Annotated in this window: 14 protein-coding genes; 7 read left to right on the top strand and 7 right to left on the bottom strand. The window is 73.2% G+C overall.

Annotated features, from left to right (window positions below):
* The first annotated feature begins 111 nt into the window (after positions 1–111).
* Positions 112–1,179, top strand: a complete 1,068-nt coding sequence (locus LG632_RS10670) for a WxL protein peptidoglycan domain-containing protein (RefSeq protein WP_226726675.1) — start codon at positions 112–114, stop codon at positions 1,177–1,179.
* Positions 1,180–1,336: 157 nt separating this feature from the next.
* Here the strand turns inward: LG632_RS10670 and LG632_RS10665 are convergent, their stop codons facing one another.
* The 4 genes from LG632_RS10665 to LG632_RS10650 are packed head-to-tail and all read right to left on the bottom strand — an operon-like array spanning position 1,337 to position 6,721.
* Positions 1,337–2,836 carry a CoA-acylating methylmalonate-semialdehyde dehydrogenase gene (locus LG632_RS10665; RefSeq protein WP_226726674.1) on the bottom strand — a complete coding sequence of 500 codons (1,500 nt, stop codon included), beginning with the start codon at positions 2,834–2,836 and terminating at the stop codon, positions 1,337–1,339.
* Positions 2,837–2,850: 14 nt separating this feature from the next.
* Positions 2,851–4,728: a 3D-(3,5/4)-trihydroxycyclohexane-1,2-dione acylhydrolase (decyclizing) gene (gene iolD / locus LG632_RS10660; protein ID WP_226726673.1), complete on the bottom strand. Its 1,878-nt coding sequence runs from the start codon at positions 4,726–4,728 to the stop codon at positions 2,851–2,853.
* Positions 4,725–5,759, bottom strand: coding sequence for a 5-deoxy-glucuronate isomerase (gene iolB / locus LG632_RS10655; protein WP_226726672.1), 1,035 nt, complete (start codon positions 5,757–5,759; stop codon positions 4,725–4,727). The genes iolD and iolB overlap by 4 nt, the downstream gene beginning before the upstream one ends.
* Positions 5,750–6,721 (bottom strand): PfkB family carbohydrate kinase, encoded by a 972-nt coding sequence (locus LG632_RS10650; RefSeq protein WP_226726693.1) that lies wholly within the window; start codon positions 6,719–6,721, stop codon positions 5,750–5,752. Before LG632_RS10650 ends, iolB begins: the two co-directional genes overlap by 10 nt.
* A gap of 79 nt (positions 6,722–6,800) precedes the next feature.
* Between LG632_RS10650 and LG632_RS10645 the strand changes: the two genes are divergently transcribed.
* The 3 genes from LG632_RS10645 to LG632_RS10635 all read left to right on the top strand — a co-directional run bounded on the left by LG632_RS10645 (position 6,801) and on the right by LG632_RS10635 (position 9,327).
* Complete coding sequence (locus LG632_RS10645; protein ID WP_226726671.1) at positions 6,801–7,715, top strand: sugar phosphate isomerase/epimerase family protein; 915 nt, start codon at positions 6,801–6,803, stop codon at positions 7,713–7,715.
* Between the two features lie 13 nt (positions 7,716–7,728).
* Positions 7,729–8,742: a Gfo/Idh/MocA family protein gene (locus LG632_RS10640; RefSeq protein WP_226726670.1), complete on the top strand. Its 1,014-nt coding sequence runs from the start codon at positions 7,729–7,731 to the stop codon at positions 8,740–8,742.
* 384 nt (positions 8,743–9,126) lie between these two features.
* Entirely contained in the window at positions 9,127–9,327 is a 201-nt protein-coding gene (locus LG632_RS10635) for a helix-turn-helix transcriptional regulator (protein WP_226726669.1), read from the top strand.
* 66 nt (positions 9,328–9,393) lie between these two features.
* On the opposite strand, the gene LG632_RS10630 is transcribed toward LG632_RS10635, so the two are convergent.
* The gene (locus tag LG632_RS10630) at positions 9,394–11,751 is read right to left on the bottom strand and encodes an MMPL family transporter (protein WP_226726668.1); all 2,358 of its coding nucleotides are present in this window, start codon (positions 11,749–11,751) and stop codon (positions 9,394–9,396) included.
* 178 nt (positions 11,752–11,929) lie between these two features.
* On the opposite strand from LG632_RS10630, the gene LG632_RS10625 reads away from it, so the two are divergent.
* The 3 genes from LG632_RS10625 (at position 11,930) to LG632_RS10615 (ending at position 15,350) form a co-directional block, all read left to right on the top strand.
* Complete coding sequence (locus LG632_RS10625; protein WP_226726667.1) at positions 11,930–12,664, top strand: TetR/AcrR family transcriptional regulator; 735 nt, start codon at positions 11,930–11,932, stop codon at positions 12,662–12,664.
* Between the two features lie 85 nt (positions 12,665–12,749).
* Positions 12,750–12,983: a heavy-metal-associated domain-containing protein gene (locus LG632_RS10620; protein WP_226726666.1), complete on the top strand. Its 234-nt coding sequence runs from the start codon at positions 12,750–12,752 to the stop codon at positions 12,981–12,983.
* A gap of 87 nt (positions 12,984–13,070) precedes the next feature.
* Positions 13,071–15,350: a heavy metal translocating P-type ATPase gene (locus LG632_RS10615; protein ID WP_226726665.1), complete on the top strand. Its 2,280-nt coding sequence runs from the start codon at positions 13,071–13,073 to the stop codon at positions 15,348–15,350.
* Positions 15,351–15,769: 419 nt separating this feature from the next.
* Here the strand turns inward: LG632_RS10615 and LG632_RS10610 are convergent, their stop codons facing one another.
* A complete protein-coding gene (locus LG632_RS10610) occupies positions 15,770–17,059 on the bottom strand; it encodes a citrate synthase (protein WP_226726664.1) in 1,290 nt (429 codons plus the stop codon).
* 168 nt (positions 17,060–17,227) lie between these two features.
* Positions 17,228–19,456: an SF1B family DNA helicase RecD2 gene (recD2, locus tag LG632_RS10605; protein WP_226726663.1), complete on the bottom strand. Its 2,229-nt coding sequence runs from the start codon at positions 19,454–19,456 to the stop codon at positions 17,228–17,230.
* Positions 19,457–19,678 lie beyond the last annotated feature (222 nt).

Here is a 19,678-nt window from a genome sequence, read left to right as displayed (position 1 = left end):
TCGCCGCCCCGCCCGTCCCACCCCGCCCCGCCCCCCGCCCCGCCCCCGCCCGGTCCCTTCGCCACCCGGTCCCTTCGAGCGCCCGTCCCGTCCACCGATCCGGAGCCCGCCATGCCGCCGCGTCGCCGCCGCCGCACACGCCGCACCCACCGCCTCCGGCTGCTCCTCGGCCTGCTCCTCCCCCCGCTCGCGCTGCTGGCCGCGGGCCTGCTGCCGACGGGGACCGCCGCGGCGGCCGAGAACGGCACCTGGGGGGTGTTCCCGACGCCCCCGGCGGGCGCGGCCATGACCGACCGGGCGTACTTCTTCCACCAGGGCGCGGCGGGCACGACCCTCCACGACAGCGTCACGATCCTCAACAACTCCGATCGCGACCTGACCTTCCAGGTCTTCGCGACCGACGCCGTCAACACGGTGGTCGGCGGTGCCTTCGCCCTGCTGCCGGTCGAGACGAAGCCGACGGGGGTCGGGACGTGGGTGGCGCTGCCGTCCGCGACGGGCACGGCGGTCACGGTGCCGGCGAAGGGCCGCAAGGACCTGCCGTTCACGGTCGAGGTGCCCGAGGACGCCGTCCCGGGCGACCACGTCGGCGGGATCGTGGCACTGAACACCGAGGTGGAGGGCGTCCAGCAGGAGGGCAAGGTCAAGGTCGGCGTGAAGCGTTCCGTGGGCGCCCGGCTCTACCTGCGCGTGCCCGGGCCGTTGACGCCGGGCCTGAGCGTGGAGGACGTACGGGTGCGGCGCGGCGCCCCGCTGCTGCCGTGGGTCGAGGACGCCCGGGCCACGATCTCGTACGCGCTGGTCAACCGGGGCAACGTGGTGGTCGAGCCGAGGATCGCCTTCGCGGCCGAAGGGCTGTTCGGGCGCACGGTGTTCCACCGTCCGCCGCGCGAACTGAAGGTGGTACTGCTGCCGGGCCAGCGGATCGAGCTGACCGAACCCTGGCCGGACGCGCCCCAGTCCGACTGGGTGACCGTACGGGTCACCGCGAGCGCCACGGCCCAGCCGGAGCTGGTGGCGACCGGCACGGCGGACTTCGTGGCGGTCCCCTGGACCGCGGTGGGCGCGCTGCTGGTCCTGGCCGGGGGCGGCTGCGCGGTGTGGGCCGTACGCCGCCGCCGCAGGCGCGCCACGCAGGCCCGGGCCCCGCGCGCCCGGGACCTGACCGGCGCGTCCTGACCGGCGCGCCCTGACCGGCGTGTCCTGACCGACGTGAGTGACCGGCGCGTCCTGACCGGCGCGTCGTGACGGGGCCGCGCACAGCGGAGAACCCCCCGGCCGGTGAGGGTGGGCCAGGGGGTTTCCGCTGCTCAGGGGCCCGCGAAGGGCCGGTGGCTCAGTGGTTGCGCGGGAAGCCGAGGTCCACGCCCGCCGGGGCCTCGGACGGGTCCGGCCAGCGGGTCGTGACGACCTTGCCGCGGGTGTAGAAGTGGATGCCGTCGTTGCCGTAGATGTGGTGGTCGCCGAAGAGCGAGTCCTTCCAGCCACCGAAGGAGTGGTAGCCCACCGGGACCGGGATCGGGACGTTGACGCCGACCATGCCCGCCTGGATCTCCAGCTGGAAGCGGCGGGCGGCGCCGCCGTCGCGGGTGAAGATCGCCGTGCCGTTGCCGAACGGCGAGGCGTTGATCAGGGCCACGCCCTCCTCGTACGTCTCCGCGCGCAGCACGCACAGCACCGGGCCGAAGATCTCGTCGCGGTAGGCGTCGGAGTCGGTGGAGACCTTGTCGAGCAGGGACAGGCCGATCCAGTGGCCGTTCTCGTAGCCGTCGACGGTGTAGCCGGTGCCGTCGAGGACCACCTCGGCGCCCTGGTCGGCGGCGCCGTGCACGTACGAGGCGACCTTGTCGCGGTGCGCGGCGGTGATCAGCGGGCCCATCTCGGAGGTCGGGTCGTTGCCCGGGCCGATCTTGATCTTCTCGGCGCGCTCGCGGATCTTCTCCACGAGCGCGTCCCCGATGGAGCCGACGGCGACGACCGCCGAGATGGCCATGCAGCGCTCGCCCGCCGAGCCGTAGGCGGCCGAGACCGCGGCGTCGGCGGCGGCGTCGAGGTCGGCGTCCGGCAGCACCAGCATGTGGTTCTTGGCGCCGCCGAGGGCCTGGACGCGCTTGCCGTGGGCGGAGGCGGTGGTGTGGATGTGGCGGGCGATCGGGGTGGAGCCGACGAAGGAGACGGCCGCGACGTCGGGGTGGGCGAGCAGCGCGTCGACCGCGACCTTGTCACCGTGGACGACGTTCAGCACGCCGTCGGGCAGGCCGGCCTCCTTGGCCAGCTCGGCCAGCTTGTTGGCGGCCGACGGGTCCTTCTCGCTCGGCTTGAGGACGAAGGTGTTGCCGCAGGCCACGGCCAGCGGGAACATCCACATCGGGACCATCGCCGGGAAGTTGAACGGGGTGATGCCGGCGACCACGCCGAGCGGCTGGCGGATCGCGGCCACGTCCACCCGGTTGGACACGGACGTGGACAGCTCGCCCTTGAGCTGGGTGGTGATCCCGCAGGCCAGCTCGACGATCTCCAGGCCGCGGGCGACCTCGCCGAGGGCGTCGGAGTGCACCTTGCCGTGCTCGGCGACGATCAGCTCGGCGATCTCGTCGCGGTGGGCGTCCAGCAGGGCGCGGTAGGCGAAGAGCACCTTGGTACGGGCGGCCAGCGAGGACTGGCCCCAGGTCTGGAAGGCCTCCTTGGCCACCTGGACCGCCGCGTCGACCTCCTCGGCGGAGGCGAGCGCGACCTGGGTGGTGACCTCACCGGTCGCGGGATCGGTGACCGGGCCGTAGTTGCCCGACGCGCCCTCGACGGTCTTGCCACCGATCCAGTGGTTGACGGTCTTCATTGTGCGTAGCTCCTTCACAGATGGCGACGTCGCTGAGCGGCTTGCCGGTCGTACTCCTCGCGGGCGGAGAGCGCGGACGCACGGGTCGCGGTCTCGGCCACAGGAACATCCCACCACGCCTGTGCGGGGGGTGGGCCCGACACAGTGTCGGGCGTTCGGGTCTCCACGTAGACACATGTGGGGCGGTCCGCCGCGCGCGCCCGGGCGAGGGCTTCGCGCAGGTCACGGACGGTCCGGGCGCGGATCACGGCCATGCCGAGGGAGGCCGCGTTGGCGGCGAGGTCGACCGGGAGCGGCTCGCCGTCGAAGCCTCCGTCGGGCCCCCGGAAGCGGTACGCGGTACCGAAGCCCTCGCCTCCGGTAGCGCCGGAGAGGCCGCCGATGGAGGCGTAACCGTGGTTGTCGAGGACGACCAGCTTGAGGGGGACGCGCTCCTGGACGGCGGTGACCAGTTCCGTCGGGTTCATCAGGTACGAGCCGTCGCCGACCAGGGCCCACACCGGGCGGCCGGGCTCGGCCAGGGCGACGCCGAGCGCGGCGGGGATCTCGTAGCCCATGCAGGAGTAGCCGTACTCGACGTGGTACTGCGACGGTGACCGGGGCCGCCACAGTTTGTGCAGGTCACCGGGGAGGGAGCCGGCCGCGCCGACGATCACGTCCCGGTCGGTGACCAGGGCGTCGAGCGCGCCCAGCACCTGGACCTGGGTGGGTACGGCGTCCTCGTCGGGGGCGGCGAAGGCGGCGTCGACGCGCCGCTCCCAGGCGGCCTTGGCCTCGCCGTAGTCCCGCACGTACGCCGCGTCCACCCGGTGGCCGGCGAGCTCGGCGGTCAGCAGCTCCAGAGTCTCGCGGGCGTCGCCCACCAGGGGGCGGGCGGCGAGCTTGTGGGCGTCGTACGGGTCGAGGTTCAGCCCGAGGAAGCGGACGGCCGGGTTCTGGAACAGCGTGGCGGAGGCGGTGGTGAAGTCGGTCAGCCGGGTTCCGGCGGCGATCACCAGGTCCGCCGTACGGGCCAGTTCGGCGGCCGGGGCGGTGCCGGTGTGGCCGACGCCGCCGACGTCGGCCGGGTGGTCGTACGGCAGGACGCCCTTGCCGGCCTGGGTGACGGCCACGGGGACGCCGGTGGCCTCGGCGAACGCGGCGAGCGCGGACTCGGCCCCGCTGTGCCGGATCCCGCCGCCGGCGATCAGCAGCGGGCGCCGCGCCGCCCGGACGGCCGCCGCGGCGGCGGCGAGCTCGCCGCGGTCGGGCAGCGGCCGGCGCACCGGCCAGACCCGGTCGGCGAAGAACTCCTCCGGCCAGTCGTACGCCTCCGCCTGGACGTCCTGGGGCAGCGCGAGGGTGACGGCGCCGGTGGCGACGGGGTCGGTGAGCACCCGTACGGCCTGGAGGGCGGCGGGGACCAGGGCCTCCGGGCGGGTGACCCGGTCGAAGTAGCGGGAGACGGGCCGCAGGGTGTCGTTGACGGACACGTCGCCCGCGCCGGGCACTTCGAGCTGCTGCAGGACCGGGTCGGCGGGGCGGGTGGCGAAGGTGTCACCGGGCAGCAGCAGGACCGGCAGCCGGTTGACGGTGGCCAGGGCGGCGCCGGTGACCAGGTTGGTGGCGCCCGGGCCGATGGAGGTGGTCACGGCGTGGCAGGAGAGCCGGCCGCTGTGCCGGGCGTAGCCGACGGCGGCGTGCACCATGGCCTGCTCGTTGCGGCCCTGGAGGAAGGGCATCGTCTTCTCGCCGCTCTCCACCAGGGCCTGGCCGATGCCGGCGACGTTGCCGTGACCGAAGATGCCCCAGGTGGCGGCGATCAGGCGGTGGCGGCGGCCGTCGCGCTCGGTGTACTGCGCGGCGAGGAAGGCGACGAGGGCCTGGGCGACGGTCAGCCTGCGGGTGGTCACTGCGGGTCCTCCGCCCGGTAGAAGGGCAAGCGCGGATCGAGTTCCTGGCCGGTCCAGGTGTCCCGGATCCAGCCGTGGTCGGGGTGGTCGCGGATGAGCCACTCCCGGGTCGCGTCGGGGCCGGCCATCACGTTCAGGTAGTACATGTCGTGCCCGGGCGCGGCGATGGACGGGCCGTGCCAGCCGTCGGGGATCAGCACGGCGTCACCGGTGCGCACCTCGGTGAGGATGTCGGTCTTCCCCGCCGGGGACGGGGTGACACGCTGGTAGCCGAGGCCGGGCGTGGCGCCGTGCGGGGCGATCTCGAAGTAGTAGATCTCCTCCAGGCGGGACTCCTCGCCGGGGTGGTGCTCGTCGTGCTTGTGCGGCGGGTACGAGGACCAGTTGCCGCCGGGGGTGAGGACCTCGACGGCGATCAGGCGGTCGCAGGGGAAGGTGCCGGCGGCGGCGAAGTTGTTGACCTGGCGGGAGCAGGTGCCGCGGCCGCGGAGCTCGACCGGGACCGCGCCGGCCGGGCCGTAGCGGGGCGGCAGGCGGCGCCGGGCCGGGGCGCCGGCCAGGGCGAAGCGGCCGCCGGTGGGCCCGGCCGTCACGGTGGCCCCGGCGTCGCGGGGGACGTAGGCGAAGTCGGTGACGCCGGCGAAGACGCTGTCGCGCCCCCGGAGGTCGAACCGCTGCGGGGGCGGCTGCGCGGGGTCCGGGGCTCCGGCCGCCGGGGAAGGCGCCTCGGACACGGCCTCGGTCAGGGAGTCGGACAGGGCCTCGGGCGGGGCCTCGGGCGGGGCCTCGGACACGGACGGGGACACGGACACGGACGGGGACACGGACACGGACGGGGACACGGACGGGACCTCGGACAGGCCCTGGGACAGGTCCCCGCGCCGGACCTCGCACAGGACCTCGCAGGCGCCCGTCAGGGGCAGGACGATCCATTCGTCAGGGCCGCTTGACCAGGTGTACGCCTCCCCCGGGGACAGCGTCAGGATCCTCAGGCGGGTCAGGTCCATGGCCCATTCGGCGGTCAGTGGCATCGCGCGAGCACCTCCTCCACCTCCGCGGGCCAGGGCATCGCCGTGGAGCAGGCGAGCCGGGACGCCACGATCGCCCCGGCCGCGTTCGCGAACCGGAGCGTGCGGTCCAGGTCCCATCCCGCCAGCAGGCCGTGGCACAGGGCGCCGCCGAACGCGTCGCCGGCGCCCAGGCCGTTGACCACCTCCACCGCCACCGGTGCCGCCTGCGCGACCGTGCCGTCGCGGTGCACCGCGAGGACGCCGTCCGGGCCCAGCTTGACCACCGCGAGCTCCGGCCCGGCCGCCAGCAGGGCGCGCGCCGCCTCGCGCGGGTCGTCGCAGCCGGTGGCGACCGCGCATTCCTCCGCGTTGCCCACGGCCACCGTCGCGAGCTCCAGCGCCTCGGCGTAGTACGGCTGCGGTTTCTCCTCCCACAGCATCGGCCGCCAGTCGAGGTCGAAGACGGTCACCCCGGCGCCGCCGGCCCCGAGCCCGGCCCCGGCTGCGGCCCCGGCCCCCGGCAGCGGGGCCCCGGCCCGGGCCCGTAGCGCCGCGAACGTCGCGGCCCGCGACGGCTCCACGCTCAGGCCCGTTCCCGTCATCCAGAAGATCCGCGCGGCCCGGACCGCGTCCAGGTCCAGTTCGTTCGGGTGGATCTCCAGGTCCGGCGCCTTGGGCAGGCGGTAGAAGTACAGCGGGAAGTGGTCCGGCGGGAAGATCTCGCAGAACGTGATCGGCGTGGGGTACGCGGCGACCTCCGTGACCCAGCGCTCGTCCACACCGAACCCGCGCAGCTCCGCCCTCAGGTACGCGCCGAACGGGTCGGCCCCGGTGCGGGAGACCAGGCCGACGCGCCGGCCGAGCCGGGCCGCGGCGACGGCCACGTTGGCGGCCGAGCCGCCGAGGAACTTCCCGAAGGTGTCGGCCTCGGCGAGCGGTACCCCGGTTCTGAGCGGGTAGAGATCCACCCCGATCCGGCCCATCGTGATCAGATCGAACGGGTCGGTGGTCACGAACTGTCCTCCAGTCTCCTCGAAACCTCGCACCCCTAAGGTGGCCGCCATGACGTCCTCCCCACCCGCGTTGACCCGTATCCGCATCGGTTCGGCTCCGGACTCCTGGGGTGTCTGGTTTCCGGACGATCCGCGGCAGACCGGTTGGGAACGCTTCCTCGACGAGGTCGCCGAGGCCGGCTACGCCTGGATCGAGCTCGGCCCGTACGGCTACCTGCCCACGGACCCGGCACGGCTGCGCGCGGAGACCGAACGGCGGGGGCTTCGGGTCTCGGCCGGAACCGTCTTCACCGGACTCCATCACGGTCCCGCCGTGTGGGACGACACCTGGGCGCACGTGTCGCGGGTCGCCGCGCTCACGCAGGCCGTGGGCGCCGGGCACCTGGTGGTCATCCCGTCGTTCTGGCGGGACGACAAGACGGGCAAGGTGCTGGAGGACCGGGAGCTGACGGCGGACCAATGGCGTGAACTGGCCCGCCAGACCGAGCGCCTGGGACGGGAGGTGCGGGAGCGGTACGGGTTGCGGATCGTCGTCCACCCGCACGCCGACACCCACATCGACACCCCGCAGAACGTCGCCCGCTTCCTGGACGCCACCGATCCGGAGGCGGTGTCCCTGTGCCTGGACACCGGGCACTACGCCTACTGCGGCGGCGACAGCGTCGAGCTGATCAAGGCCTTCGGCGAACGGATCGGCTATCTGCACCTCAAGCAGGTCGATCCGCGCGTGCTGGCCGAGGTGGTCGCCGAGGAGGTGCCCTTCGGGCCGGCGGTGGCGCGCGGGGTGATGTGCGAGCCGCCGTCCGGGGTGCCCGCCCTGGAACCGGTCCTGGCCGCGGCGCAGGAACTGGGCACCGAGCTCTTCGCCATCGTGGAACAGGACATGTACCCCTGCCCGCCGGACCGTCCGCTGCCGATCGCCCGCCGCACCAGGGACTACCTGCGCTCCTGCGGCGCCCGTTGAGGAGGAGACCCGTATGACCAGCACGCTCGGCATCGCCGTCATCGGCACCGGCCGGATGGGGGCCGACCACGTCCGCAGGATCGGGCGGACGGTCGGCGGGGCCCGGGTGGTGGCCGTGGCCGACCCCGACGGCGACCGCGTCAAGGAGGTCGCGGCCGGCCTGGAGGGCGCGAGCGCCCACACCGATCCCGCCGCGGCGATAGCCGCGCCCGGGGTCGGGGCGGTACTGATCGCCTCGCCGGGACCGGCCCACGAGGAGGCGCTGCTCCAGGCGCTGGCACGGGACCTGCCGGTGCTGTGCGAGAAGCCGCTGACCCCCGACCCGGCGGGGGCGCTGCGGGTGATGGAGGCCGAACAGCGGCTCGGCCGGCGCCGGATCCAGGTGGGCTTCATGCGCCGCTACGACGCCGAGTACGCGCGGCTCAAGGAGTTGCTGGACGCGGGCGGGATCGGGCGGCCGCTCTTCCTGCACTGCCGGCACCGCAACGCCTCCTCCCCGTCGTTCTTCACCAGCGACATGCTGATCAGCGATTCGGTGGTGCACGAGGTGGACGCGGCCCGCTGGCTGCTCGGGCAGGAGGTCACCGCCGTGTCGGTGCTGTCACCGCGCGCCTCGTCGGCGGCGCCCGAGGGCGTGCAGGACCCGCAGCTGGTGCTGCTGGAGACGGCCGGCGGGGCGGTGGTGGACGTGGAGGTCTTCGTCAACTGCGGCTTCGGCTACCAGGTGCAGTGCGAGGCCGTCGGCGAGCACGGCAGCGCCCGCATCGGCGACGGGCAGGCGATGGTCGTCCAGTCCGCCGGACGCTGGGGCGGCGAGATCCCGCAGGACTTCACCGTGCGCTTCGCCGACGCCTACGACCGCCAGCTGCGCGGCTGGGTCGCGGCGGTCGCCCGGGGGCGGGTGGAGGGACCGGACGCCTGGGACGGCTACGCGGCCGCCGCCGTCTCGGCGGCCGGCCTGACGGCCCGTCGCACGGGCCGCCGCACCCCGGTGGACATGGCCGAACGCCCTCCCCTCTACCGCTGACCTCCGCGCCGGGCTCCGCGCGTCGGGCGCCGGGGGTGCCGGGCTCCGCGCATCGGGCTGCGTGCCGAGCCCCGCGCCGAGCCCCCCTCTGGGCTACACGCTGAGCCCCGCCATCGGCTCCGCGCTGAGCTCCGCTCTGGGCTTCGCGCATGAGGTGCGCCGGTTCTCGTTGGCGGCTCCTGTGCCGCAACCGTCACAGGAGTCGCCTCCGTGTCACACATGTCCGCATTACGCGGGCCTTCCGTCACAGCAGGTCCACAACCACACTCCGGCGGTCACCGAGCGTCGTTCTCCGGGCACAACCCGCGTGATCGTCAGTGCCCGCGCCCCGGCTCCCCCGACGGCCTCCCGGCCGCCCCTGGGGCGCGGACAAGGAGGTGTGCCATGACCGACCGAAAGCTGTGGTCGTACAAGGAGATCGCCGCCCACATCCGGGTGCAGCCGGACACCGTGCGCTCCTATCGCAAGCATGGGCTCCTTCCCGCACCCGACCATGTGGAGGGCGGTAAGCCCTACTGGTACGCGGACACGATCCGCACCTGGGTGGCGCAGCGGCCCGGCAACCGGGGCCGGCGCGAGGGCTGAACCGCGTGCCGGAAGTGGCGGGGCCAGGGGCTCCCAAGGCCCCGCCACCGGCCGGCGCGTGGCGGCTCAGCGGCTGCCCGCCGGCACCTTCCCGGGCCGCTCCCCCTCCGGCCGATCCCCCTCGGGCCAATCCCCCTCGCTCCGTTCCCCCTCGGGCCGTTCCCCCTCGGCCCGTTCCCTTTCGGCCCGTTCGGGCGCGAGAGCCTCCCCGGTGCCCGGCTCCCGCTCGGCCTCCCCCTCGCTGAGTCCGAACCGCTCGTGCAGCCGGCGCAGCGGCCCGGGCGCCCACCAGGTGGCCCGGCCGGTCAGCTTCATCACCGCCGGGACCAGCAGGCTGCGCACCACCATCGCGTCCATCAGAACCGCCAGCGCGATGCCGAGCCCCAGCATCTTGGTGTTGGTCACCCGCGAGGCGCCGATGCCGACCATCACCACCGCCAGGATCACCGCAGCCGCTGTGATCAGCCCGCCGGTGCGGGCCAGTCCGGTGCGCACCGCCCCCTCGTGGTCGCCGGTGCGGTCGTACTCCTCCTTGATGCGGGATATCAGGAACACCCCGTAGTCCATGGAGAGTCCGAAGGCGATGCAGAACATCAGCACCGGCAGGGTGGTCTCGATGTCCCCGGTGGGTGTGAAGGCCAGCAGGTCGGACAGGTGGCCCTCCTGGAAGACCCACACCACCGCGCCGAACATGGCCGTCAGGCTCAGCGCGTTGAGCAGGACCGCCTGCAGGGGGATGAGCACGCTCCCGGTGAGCAGGAAGACCAGCAGCAGCGTGGCCACCACGATCAGCCCCAGCGCCTCGGGCAGTTGGCCGGCTATGGCGTGCCGGGTGTCGACCAGGCGCGCCGCCTCTCCCGCGACCGCCGTCTCGAAGGGGGCGTCGACCGTGCGCACCCGGCCGACCAGGTCCTGCGCCGGCTGCCCGGCGGCCTCGCCCTCGGCGAGCACGGTGAAGTAGGCGTACTTCCCGGAGGTCACCGGCCCCTCGACCCCGAGCACCCCTGGCAGTTCCTGGAGCCGCCCCCGGTAGGCCGCGTAGTCCTGCTCCCCGGCGGTCCCCTCGGTGAGCACCACCAGGGCGGCTCCGGGGCCGGCGGGGAAGCCGTCCCGGATCTGCTGCTGAACCAGGTGCGACGGGGCGGTGGCCGGCAGCTGGCGGTCGTCCACGGTGCCGAACTCGACCCCGAGGAACGGCAGGCCGAGCAGCAGCAGCGCGGCCGTGGTGCCCGCGGCGAACAGCGGGGCCCGGCGCATCACCAGCGTGGCCGAGCGCGCCCAGCCCCGCCCGACGTCCCCGGCCGACCCGTCGGCAGCGTTCCGCGCTGCTTCCCCGCTCCGCTTCCGCTGCGCGGAGCGGCCGCGTCGCCACAGCCGCCGCAGGTCCAGCGCGTCCACCCGACGGCCCAGCAGCACCAGGGCGGCCGGGAGCAGGATCAGCGCGGCCGCCGCCGCGATCAGGACGACGGCGATCCCGGCGTAGGCGAAGGAACGCAGGAAGTACATCGGGAAGAAGAGCATGGCGGACAGGGCGACGGCGACCGTCAGCGCCGAGAACAGCACCGTGCGCCCGGCGGTGCGCAAGGTGGCCGCGACCGCATCGGCCGGCTCCCGGCCCCCGGCCAGCTCCTCCCGGAACCGCCGCACGATGAACAGGGCGTAGTCGACGGCGAGTCCGAGGCCGAGCGCGGTGGTCAGGTTCAGGGCGAAGACCGAGACCTCGGTCACCTCGGTCAGCCCGCGCAGCACGGCGTTGGTCCCGAGGATCGCGACGATTCCGACCCCGAGCGGCAGCAGGGCCGCCACGGCGCTGCCGAAGACCAGGACGAGCAGGACGAGCGTGACCGGCAGGGCGATCAGCTCGGCGCGCAGCAGGTCCTCCTGGATGGTGGTGGTCACCTCGCGCTGGACCGCGACCGGCCCGCCGAGCGAGACGCGCACCGGTCCGTGGCTCCCCCGGAAGGCGGGGGCGAGGCGCTCCAGCGTCCGCGAGGCGGTCTTCTCCTCGCCCTGCACGCGGGCCGTGATCAGGGCCTGCCGGCCGTCCTCGGAGCGCAGGGCGGGCAGCTTCGTCGCCCAGTAGGAGCCGACTCCCACGACCCCCGGCTCGGCGGCGAGCCGTCCCGCCAGCCGGGCCGCCTCGGCGGCGACCGCGGGGTCGTCCACGCCCGCCGGCCCGGCGTCGACGAGGAGCAGCAGGTTCGGCTGGGAGGCGGGGAACTCGCGCTCCAGCGCCTGGGCGGCCCAGGTGGACCGGGCACCCGGGTCCTCCCAGCCGCCGCTGCCGAGCCGGTCGGCCACGCCCCCGCCGGCCAGCACGGCCAGGGCCGTGACCAGCAGGGTGAGCAGCAGCGACAGGCGCGGCCGGGCCGTGACGAACCGGGTCCAGCCCCCGGGCCCCGGCGGTTTCCTCACATCGGACATGACGCGGCGTCCCCCTCCACTCGTACCGCGACGCACACCGTCGACCACGATGTACTTCGACCACAACGCCATAGACTCGAAACGCGAGCTACCACTCGCATTCACTCACCCCACAATGCGAGCGACCCCTCGCGTTTGTCAACCACCTCGGAAGACATCGGGAAACAAGGGAGACGAAGTGCCGGAATCCGGGAACGCCGGGAACGCCGGGAACGCAGGGAGCGCCGGGAAGGCCGGGAGCGCCGGGAGCACCAAGAAGACGGCCGCGCCACGCCGCCGGCAGGCGCGCGGGGAGCGGCGGATCGCCCAGCTCCTGGCGGCCGCGGCCGGCGTGTTCTGCCGCACCGGCTACGCCGCCGCCAGCACGAACGCCATCGCACGGGAGGCCGGCGTGTCGCCGGGCACGCTGTACCAGTTCTTCCCGAACAAGGAGGCCATCGCGATCGAGCTGGGCGGGCAGCTGCTCCAGCGCGCCCACGAGATGCACGGCCAGGCCTTCCTGCCGGAGAACCTGGACAAGCCGCTGCCCGAGCTGCTGGACGCCGTCATCGACCCCGTGATCGCGTTCAACTGCGAGAACCCGGCCTTCTGGGCCCTCATGCACGGCTCCGGCGTGCCCGGCATCACCCAGGAGCACGAGGCGCTGCACGCCGGCCTGCTGGCCCGGGTCGAAGGCATCCTGCACACCTTCACCCCGGACGCGGACCCGGCCCGGCTGCACCACGTCTCGAACATGATCCTCGGCATCTTCAAGGCGTCCCTGGACCTGATCCTCGCCACCGAGGGCGACGAGCGCGCCGCATACGTCGCCGAGCTCAAGACCGTGCTGCTGCGGTACCTGGAGCCGATGGCCACCACGACGGCCGCACCCGCCACGGGAGATGCTCGCGTCGCTCGCCTGGATACCCCCTAGGGGTATATAGTCGAGGAGACGGAAGGCCGGGGCGTACTGTCGCGGCCCGCCGCCGACCCGATACGCGCCCGAAGAGGAGAACGACATGACCGCCGAGACGGACACCCGGACCACCACCGTCTACCGCGTGACCGGCATGACCTGCGGGCACTGCGAGGGCGCGGTGACCGCAGAGATCTCCGCCCTGGCCGGGGTCACCTCGGTCAAGGCCGTCGCCGCCACCGGCGAGGTCACGGTGGTCTCCGAGGCGCCGCTCGCCGAGGACGCCGTGCGCGCCGCCGTGGACGAGGCCGGCTACGAGTTCGCCGGCCAGGTCTGAGCCCCACCCCAGCGTCGACCGCCGGGCCGGTTCCGGCCAGCTGATACTGGTTCTGAACCGACCCGGCCTTCCCCCTTGGAACCGGACATGAGCAGCAGCACTGTGCACGACGGGCCCATAGCGGCGGTGGAACTCTCGATCGGCGGGATGACCTGCGCCTCCTGCGCGGCCCGGATCGAGAAGAAGCTCAACCGGATGGACGGCGTGAGCGCCACGGTGAACTTCGCCACCGAGAAGGCCAAGATCTCCTACGGCGGGGACGTCCAGGTCGCCGACCTGATCGCGACCGTGGTGAAGACCGGCTACACCGCCTCGGAACCCCCACCGCCGGAGCCCGAACCGGAACCGGAAGCCACCGGTCCGGCCCGGGAGGGCGCCCCGGCGCCCGGCCCGGACGCCGAACTGGCGGCCCTGCGCCAGCGGCTGCTGGTCTCGGCCGTGCTCGCCCTGCCCGTCGTCGTCCTGTCGATGGTTCCCGCCCTGCAGTTCGACAACTGGCAGTGGCTCAGCCTGACCCTGGCCGCCCCCGTGGCCGTCTGGGGGGCGCTGCCCTTCCACCGGGCCGCCTGGACCAACGCCCGGCACGGCGCCGCCACCATGGACACCCTGGTCTCGGTCGGCACCCTCGCCGCGTTCGCCTGGTCCGTGTGGGCGCTGTTCTTCGGCCACGCGGGGATGCCCGGCATGCGGCACGGATTCGACCTGGCCCTCTCCCGTACGGACGCCTCCTCGGCCCTCTACCTGGAGGTCGCCTCCGGCGTCGTCACGTTCATCCTGCTCGGCCGCTATCTGGAGGCCCGTTCCAAGCGCAAGGCGGGCGCCGCCCTGAAGGCGCTCCTGGAGCTCGGCGCCAAGGACGTCGCCGTGCTGCGCGGGGGCGCCGAGGTGCGGATCCCGGTCGACCGGCTGCGGGTCGGCGAGCGGTTCGTGGTCCGCCCCGGCGAGAAGATCGCGACCGACGGGACCGTGGTCGAGGGCACCTCGGCCGTGGACGCGTCCATGCTCACCGGCGAGTCCGTCCCCGTCGACGTCCGCCCCGGCGACGGCGTCACCGGGGCCACGGTCAACACCGCCGGCCGGCTCGTCGTGGAAGCCACCCGGGTCGGCGCCGACACCCAGCTGGCGCGGATGGCCAAGCTCGTCGAGGACGCCCAGAACGGCAAGGCCGAGGTCCAGCGGCTGGCCGACCGGATCTCCGCCGTGTTCGTGCCCGTGGTGCTGGTGATCGCGCTCGGCACCTGGCTGACCTGGTGGCTCGCCACCGGCAACGCCACCGCCGCGTTCACCGCCGCCGTGGCCGTCCTGATCATCGCCTGCCCCTGCGCCCTGGGCCTGGCCACCCCCACCGCCCTCCTGGTCGGCACCGGGCGCGGCGCCCAGCTCGGCATCCTCATCAAGGGCCCCGAGGTGCTGGAGTCCACCCGCAAGGTGGACACCGTCGTCCTCGACAAGACCGGCACCGTCACGACCGGCACCATGACCCTCACCGACGTCCGGCCGGCCGACGGAGTGGCCGAGGCCGAACTGCTGCGGCTGGCGGGCGCCCTGGAGCACGCCTCCGAGCACCCGATCGCCCGCGCCGTCGCCACCGGCGCCGTCGAACGGACCGGCGGCGACCTGCCCGTCCCCGAGGGGTTCCAGAACGTCCCCGGCCTCGGCGTGCAGGGCGTGGTGGACGGCCACGCGGTCCTCGTCGGCCGCGAGCGCCTCCTGACCGACTGGTCGATCTCCCTGCCCGCCCCCCTCGCCGCCGCCAAGGCGCAGGCCGAGGCCCAGGGCTCGACGGCGGTCCTGGTGGCCTGGGACGGCGCGGCCCGCGGTGTGCTGACGGTGGCCGACGCCGTGAAGGAGACCAGCGCCGAGGCGGTCGCCCGGCTGCGGGCCCTCGGGCTCACCCCGATCCTGCTGACCGGCGACAACCGGGCGGTGGCCGACACCGTCGCCCGCCAGGTGGGCATCGAAGAGGTCGTCGCCGAGGTGCTCCCCCAGGACAAGGTCGACGTCGTACGCCGGCTCCAGGCGCAGGGCCGTACGGTCGCCATGGTGGGCGACGGGGTCAACGACGCGGCCGCCCTGGCGCAGGCGGACCTCGGGCTGGCCATGGGTACCGGCACCGACGCCGCCATCGAGGCGGGCGACCTCACCCTCGTCCGCGGGGACCTGCGGGTCGCGGCCGACGCCATCCGGCTCTCCCGGCGGACCCTGGCCACCATCAAGGGCAACCTGTTCTGGGCCTTCGGTTACAACCTCGCCGCCCTGCCGCTGGCCGCCGCGGGGCTGCTGAACCCGATGATCGCCGGGGCGGCCATGGCCTTCTCCTCGGTGTTCGTGGTCACCAACAGCCTGCGGTTGCGCTCGTTCCGCTAGTGTCCGGCCTCCGCGCCGCGCACACACCTCCTTCACAGGAGACGCAGATCACAGTGACGGGAACGTAACCATCCGCGGTGGTCGTGGGTCTAATGGGGCGAGCCAGGAACGTCTTGGGGGACGTCCGGCGCAGCTGGGCCGGGGCACGTACCCGCGGGAGCTTTGAGCGGCCTTCCCGACCCGTGCGGGTCCCGGCAGACACCGACGCCCCGGTTCGGGTCCCGTGGGGGGAATCCGTTCCGGGGAAAGGAAAGCGCCCCGACCGTCGACCCGTGGGGGGATCGACGGCGGGGCGCTTTTCGCTTGCCGGAGGGGACCCGGGCCCGGCGGGCCCGGGCCGAAGCCGACGGACCACCAGGCCCGGGCCGAAGCCGACGGACCGGCGGACCCGGGCCCAGGTCAGCCGGCCCGGGCCGAGGTCAGCGGGCCTCGACCGGGACGAAGTCGCGCAGGACCTCGCCGGTGTAGATCTGGCGCGGGCGGCCGATGCGGGAACCCGGCTCCTTGATCATCTCGTGCCACTGGGCGATCCAGCCGGGCAGCCGGCCGAGCGCGAAGAGCACGGTGAACATCTCGGTCGGGAAGCCCATGGCCCGGTAGATCAGACCGGTGTAGAAGTCCACGTTCGGGTAGAGGTTGCGCTCGATGAAGTACTCGTCGGCGAGCGCGTGCTCCTCCAGCTTGAGCGCGATGTCCAGCAGCTCGTCGCTCTTGCCGAGGGCGGAGAGGACGTCGTGGGCGGCCGCCTTGATGATCTTCGCCCGGGGGTCGAAGCTCTTGTAGACGCGGTGGCCGAAGCCCATCAGGCGGACGCCGTCCTCCTTGTTCTTCACCTTGCGGATGAAGGAGTCCACGTCGCCGCCGCTGGCCGCGATGCCTTCCAGCATCTCCAGCACGGACTGGTTGGCGCCACCGTGCAGCGGGCCCCACAGGGCGCTGATGCCGGCGGAGATCGAGGCGAACATGTTCGCCTGCGAGGAGCCGACCAGGCGGACGGTGGAGGTGGAGCAGTTCTGCTCGTGGTCCGCGTGCAGGATCAGCAGCTTGTCGAGCGCGGAGACGACCACCGGGTCGAGCTCGTACTCCTGGGCCGGCACGGAGAAGGTCATGCGCAGGAAGTTCTCGACGTAGCCGAGGTCGTTGCGCGGGTAGACCACCGGGTGGCCGACCGACTTCTTGTACGCGTACGCCGCGATCGTCGGGAGCTTGGCCAGCAGCCGGATCGTGGAGATGTGGCGCTGCTTCTCGTCGAACGGGTTGTGGCTGTCCTGGTAGAACGTCGACAGCGCGCTGACCACGGAGGACAGCATGGCCATCGGGTGCGCGTCGCGCGGGAAGCCGTCGTAGAAGCGCTTGACGTCCTCGTGCAGCAGCGTGTGCTGGGTGATCTCGTTGCGGAACGACGCGAGCTGGTCGACGGTCGGGAGCTCACCGTTGATCAGCAGGTACGCGACCTCGAGGAAGGTCGAGCGCTCGGCCAGCTGCTCGATGGGGTAACCGCGGTACCGCAGGATGCCCTGCTCACCGTCGAGGTAGGTAATGGCGGACTTGTAGGCCGCCGTGTTCCCGTAGCCGCTGTCCAGGGTGACCAGACCGGTCTGGGCCCGCAGCTTCGAGATGTCGAAGCCCTTGTCACCGACGGTGCTCTCGACCACCGGGTAGGTGTATTCACCGTCCGCGTACCGGAGTACTACAGAGTTGTCGCTCACGTCATCCCTCACCGACGTAGTGCCTCTTCTTCGAGGTGCCCTGACTGCCTCTACCTTCCCCCATTTGGCGCAGGAGAGTGCACTCGGGGTCGGCCTTTGGTGTTGAAGGCGGCACTCAGTGCCGCCCAACCTGAACATCCTGCCCCCTCCGGGCCGGTAGCCAAAACCCTAGGTCATGATTCCCACCGGTATGCGGCCGGACAGCCTAGCCGCGACGGCGGTGTACCTCCTGCCTGCGGAAACCGTACGCACGGCCTGCGCCAGCGCCTTGCGGGAACCGACGAGCACGACCAGTTTCTTCGCCCTGGTCACCGCCGTGTAGAGCAGATTTCGCTGGAGCATCATCCAAGCCCCGGTGGTGACCGGTATCACGACCGCCGGGTATTCACTCCCCTGGGAACGGTGGATGGTGACGGCGTAGGCGTGGGCCAGCTCGTCGAGCTCGCCGAATTCGTAGCCGATCTCCTCGTCCTCCTCGGTGCGCACCGTCAGCCGCTGCTCGTCCAGGTCGAGGCCGGTGACCACGCCGACCGTGCCGTTGAAGACGCCGTTGGCACCCTTCTCGTAGTTGTTGCGGATCTGGGTGACCTTGTCGCCGACCCGGAAGACCCGGCCGCCGAAGCGCTTCTCGGCCACGGTGGGCCGGGCCGGGGTGATCGCCTCCTGGAGCAGCCCGTTGAGCGTGCCGGCCCCGGCGGGCCCGCGGTGCATGGGGGCCAGGACCTGGACGTCGCGCCGCGGGTCGAGGCCGAACCGGGCCGGGATCCGGCGGGCCGCGACGTCCACCGTGAGCCGGCCGGCCGCCTCGGTGTCCTCCTCGGCGAAGAGGAAGAAGTCCGGCAGCCCGTCGGTCAGAGGCGGCAGCCCGGAGTTGATCCGGTGCGCGTTGGTGACCACGCCCGACTTCTGGGCCTGCCGGAAGATGCGGGTGAGCCGCACCGCCGGGACCGGGCCGCCCTCGGCCAGCAGGTCCCGCAGCACCTCGCCCGCCCCGACGGACGGCAGCTGGTCCACGTCCCCCACGAACAGCAGGTGGGCGCCCGGCGCCACGGCCTTGACCAGCTTGTTCGCCAGCAGCAGATCCAGCATCGAGGCCTCGTCGACCACGACCAGGTCGGCGTCCAGCGGCCGGTCGCGGTCGTACGCCGCGTCCCCGCCGGGCTTGAGCTCCAGCAGCCGGTGCACCGTGGAGGCCTCGGCCCCGGTCAGCTCCGCCAGCCGCTTGGCGGCGCGGCCGGTGGGCGCGGCCAGCACCACCTTGGCCTTCTTGGCGCGGGCGAGCTCCACGATCGAGCGCACGGTGAAGGACTTGCCGCAGCCCGGCCCGCCGGTGAGCACCGCGACCTTCCGGGTCAGGGCCAGGCGCACCGCGTCCCGCTGCTCCGGGGCGAGGTCGGCCCCGGTCCGCCCGGCCAGCCAGCTCAGCGCCCGGTCCCAGTCGACGTCCTGGAAGCCCGGCATCCGGTCGTCCTCGGCCTGCAGCAGCCGGCGCAGCTGGCCGGTCAGCGACAGCTCGGCCCGGTGGAACGGCACCAGGTAGACCGCCGTGACCGGGTCCCCGCCGTCCGGGTCGGGCACGGCCTCGCGTACGACGCCCTCCGGGTCGGCGGCCAGCTCGGCGAGGCACTCGATGACCAGCCCGGTGTCGACCTGGAGCAGCTTGACCCCGTCGGCGATCAGCCGCTCCTCGGGCAGGAAGCAGTGGCCCTGGTCGGTGGACTGGGACAGGGCGTACTGCAGGCCGGCCTTGACCCGCTCGGGGCTGTCGTGCGGTATGCCGACGGACTGCGCGATCCGGTCGGCGGTGAGGAAGCCGATGCCCCAGACGTCGGCGGCGAGCCGGTACGGCTGGTTCTTCACCACGGAGACGGAGGCGTCGCCGTACTGCTTGTAGATGCGGACCGCGATGGAGGTGGTGACCCCCACTCCCTGGAGGAAGACCATGACCTCCTTGATGGCCTTCTGCTCCTCCCAGGCCGCGCCGATCAGCTTCGTGCGCTTCGGGCCCAGGCCCGGCACCTCGATCAGGCGCTTCGGCTCGGCCTCGATGACGTCGAGCGTGGCCGTGCCGAAGTGCTCCACGATCCGGTCGGCGATCCGCGGGCCGATGCCCTTGATCAGACCGGAGCCCAGGTAGCGGCGGATGCCCTGGATCGTCGCGGGCAGCACCGTCGTGTAGTTCTCGCAGACGAACTGCCGGCCGTACTGCGGGTGGGAGCCCCAGCGGCCCTCCATCCGCAGCGACTCGCCGGGTTGCGCGCCGAGCAGCGATCCCACCACCGTGAGGAGGTCCCCGCCGCCGCGTCCGGTGTCGACGCGGGCGACCGTGTAGCCGTTCTCCTCGTTGGCGTACGTGATCCGCTCGAGCACCCCTTCCACCACCGCCAGATTGGACATGATCCGACGTTACCGCCGCCCGCCGACACCGCGGCCGGCCTGTGGACAACCCCGTCCCCCGCGGCCGGGGAACGATGAAGGGGGCCCGGCCGACGGCCGGACCCCCTCAACGGTTACCCCTCCCGTGCCGGACTTCCCGATCCCCCCAGATCCCCTCCCGGAAGTGCCGACGCACCGTACGACCCGCGGCTCGCGCGAACGGTTGCACGGCCGGAGCGGAGT

This window comes from Streptomyces antimicrobicus, from assembly GCF_020532625.1.
Lineage (GTDB): Bacteria > Actinomycetota > Actinomycetes > Streptomycetales > Streptomycetaceae > Streptomyces > Streptomyces antimicrobicus.
Note: the sequence above shows the minus strand (reverse complement) of the source record. Positions and strands in the feature narration are given on the sequence as shown.

What these genes read in the sequence shown, in the direction of transcription:
- LG632_RS10630 (WP_226726668.1), bottom strand. Translation starts at nt 11,751, where the DNA reads ATGTCCGATGTGAGGAAACCGCCGGGGCCCGGGGGCTGGACCCGGTTC.
- LG632_RS10670 (WP_226726675.1), top strand. Translation starts at nt 112, where the DNA reads ATGCCGCCGCGTCGCCGCCGCCGCACACGCCGCACCCACCGCCTCCGG.
- LG632_RS10635 (WP_226726669.1), top strand. Translation starts at nt 9,127, where the DNA reads ATGACCGACCGAAAGCTGTGGTCGTACAAGGAGATCGCCGCCCACATC.
- LG632_RS10640 (WP_226726670.1), top strand. Translation starts at nt 7,729, where the DNA reads ATGACCAGCACGCTCGGCATCGCCGTCATCGGCACCGGCCGGATGGGG.
- recD2 (WP_226726663.1), bottom strand. Translation starts at nt 19,456, where the DNA reads ATGTCCAATCTGGCGGTGGTGGAAGGGGTGCTCGAGCGGATCACGTAC.
- iolB (WP_226726672.1), bottom strand. Translation starts at nt 5,759, where the DNA reads ATGCCACTGACCGCCGAATGGGCCATGGACCTGACCCGCCTGAGGATC.
- LG632_RS10645 (WP_226726671.1), top strand. Translation starts at nt 6,801, where the DNA reads ATGACGTCCTCCCCACCCGCGTTGACCCGTATCCGCATCGGTTCGGCT.
- LG632_RS10650 (WP_226726693.1), bottom strand. Translation starts at nt 6,721, where the DNA reads ATGGGCCGGATCGGGGTGGATCTCTACCCGCTCAGAACCGGGGTACCG.
- LG632_RS10665 (WP_226726674.1), bottom strand. Translation starts at nt 2,836, where the DNA reads ATGAAGACCGTCAACCACTGGATCGGTGGCAAGACCGTCGAGGGCGCG.
- LG632_RS10615 (WP_226726665.1), top strand. Translation starts at nt 13,071, where the DNA reads ATGAGCAGCAGCACTGTGCACGACGGGCCCATAGCGGCGGTGGAACTC.
- LG632_RS10620 (WP_226726666.1), top strand. Translation starts at nt 12,750, where the DNA reads ATGACCGCCGAGACGGACACCCGGACCACCACCGTCTACCGCGTGACC.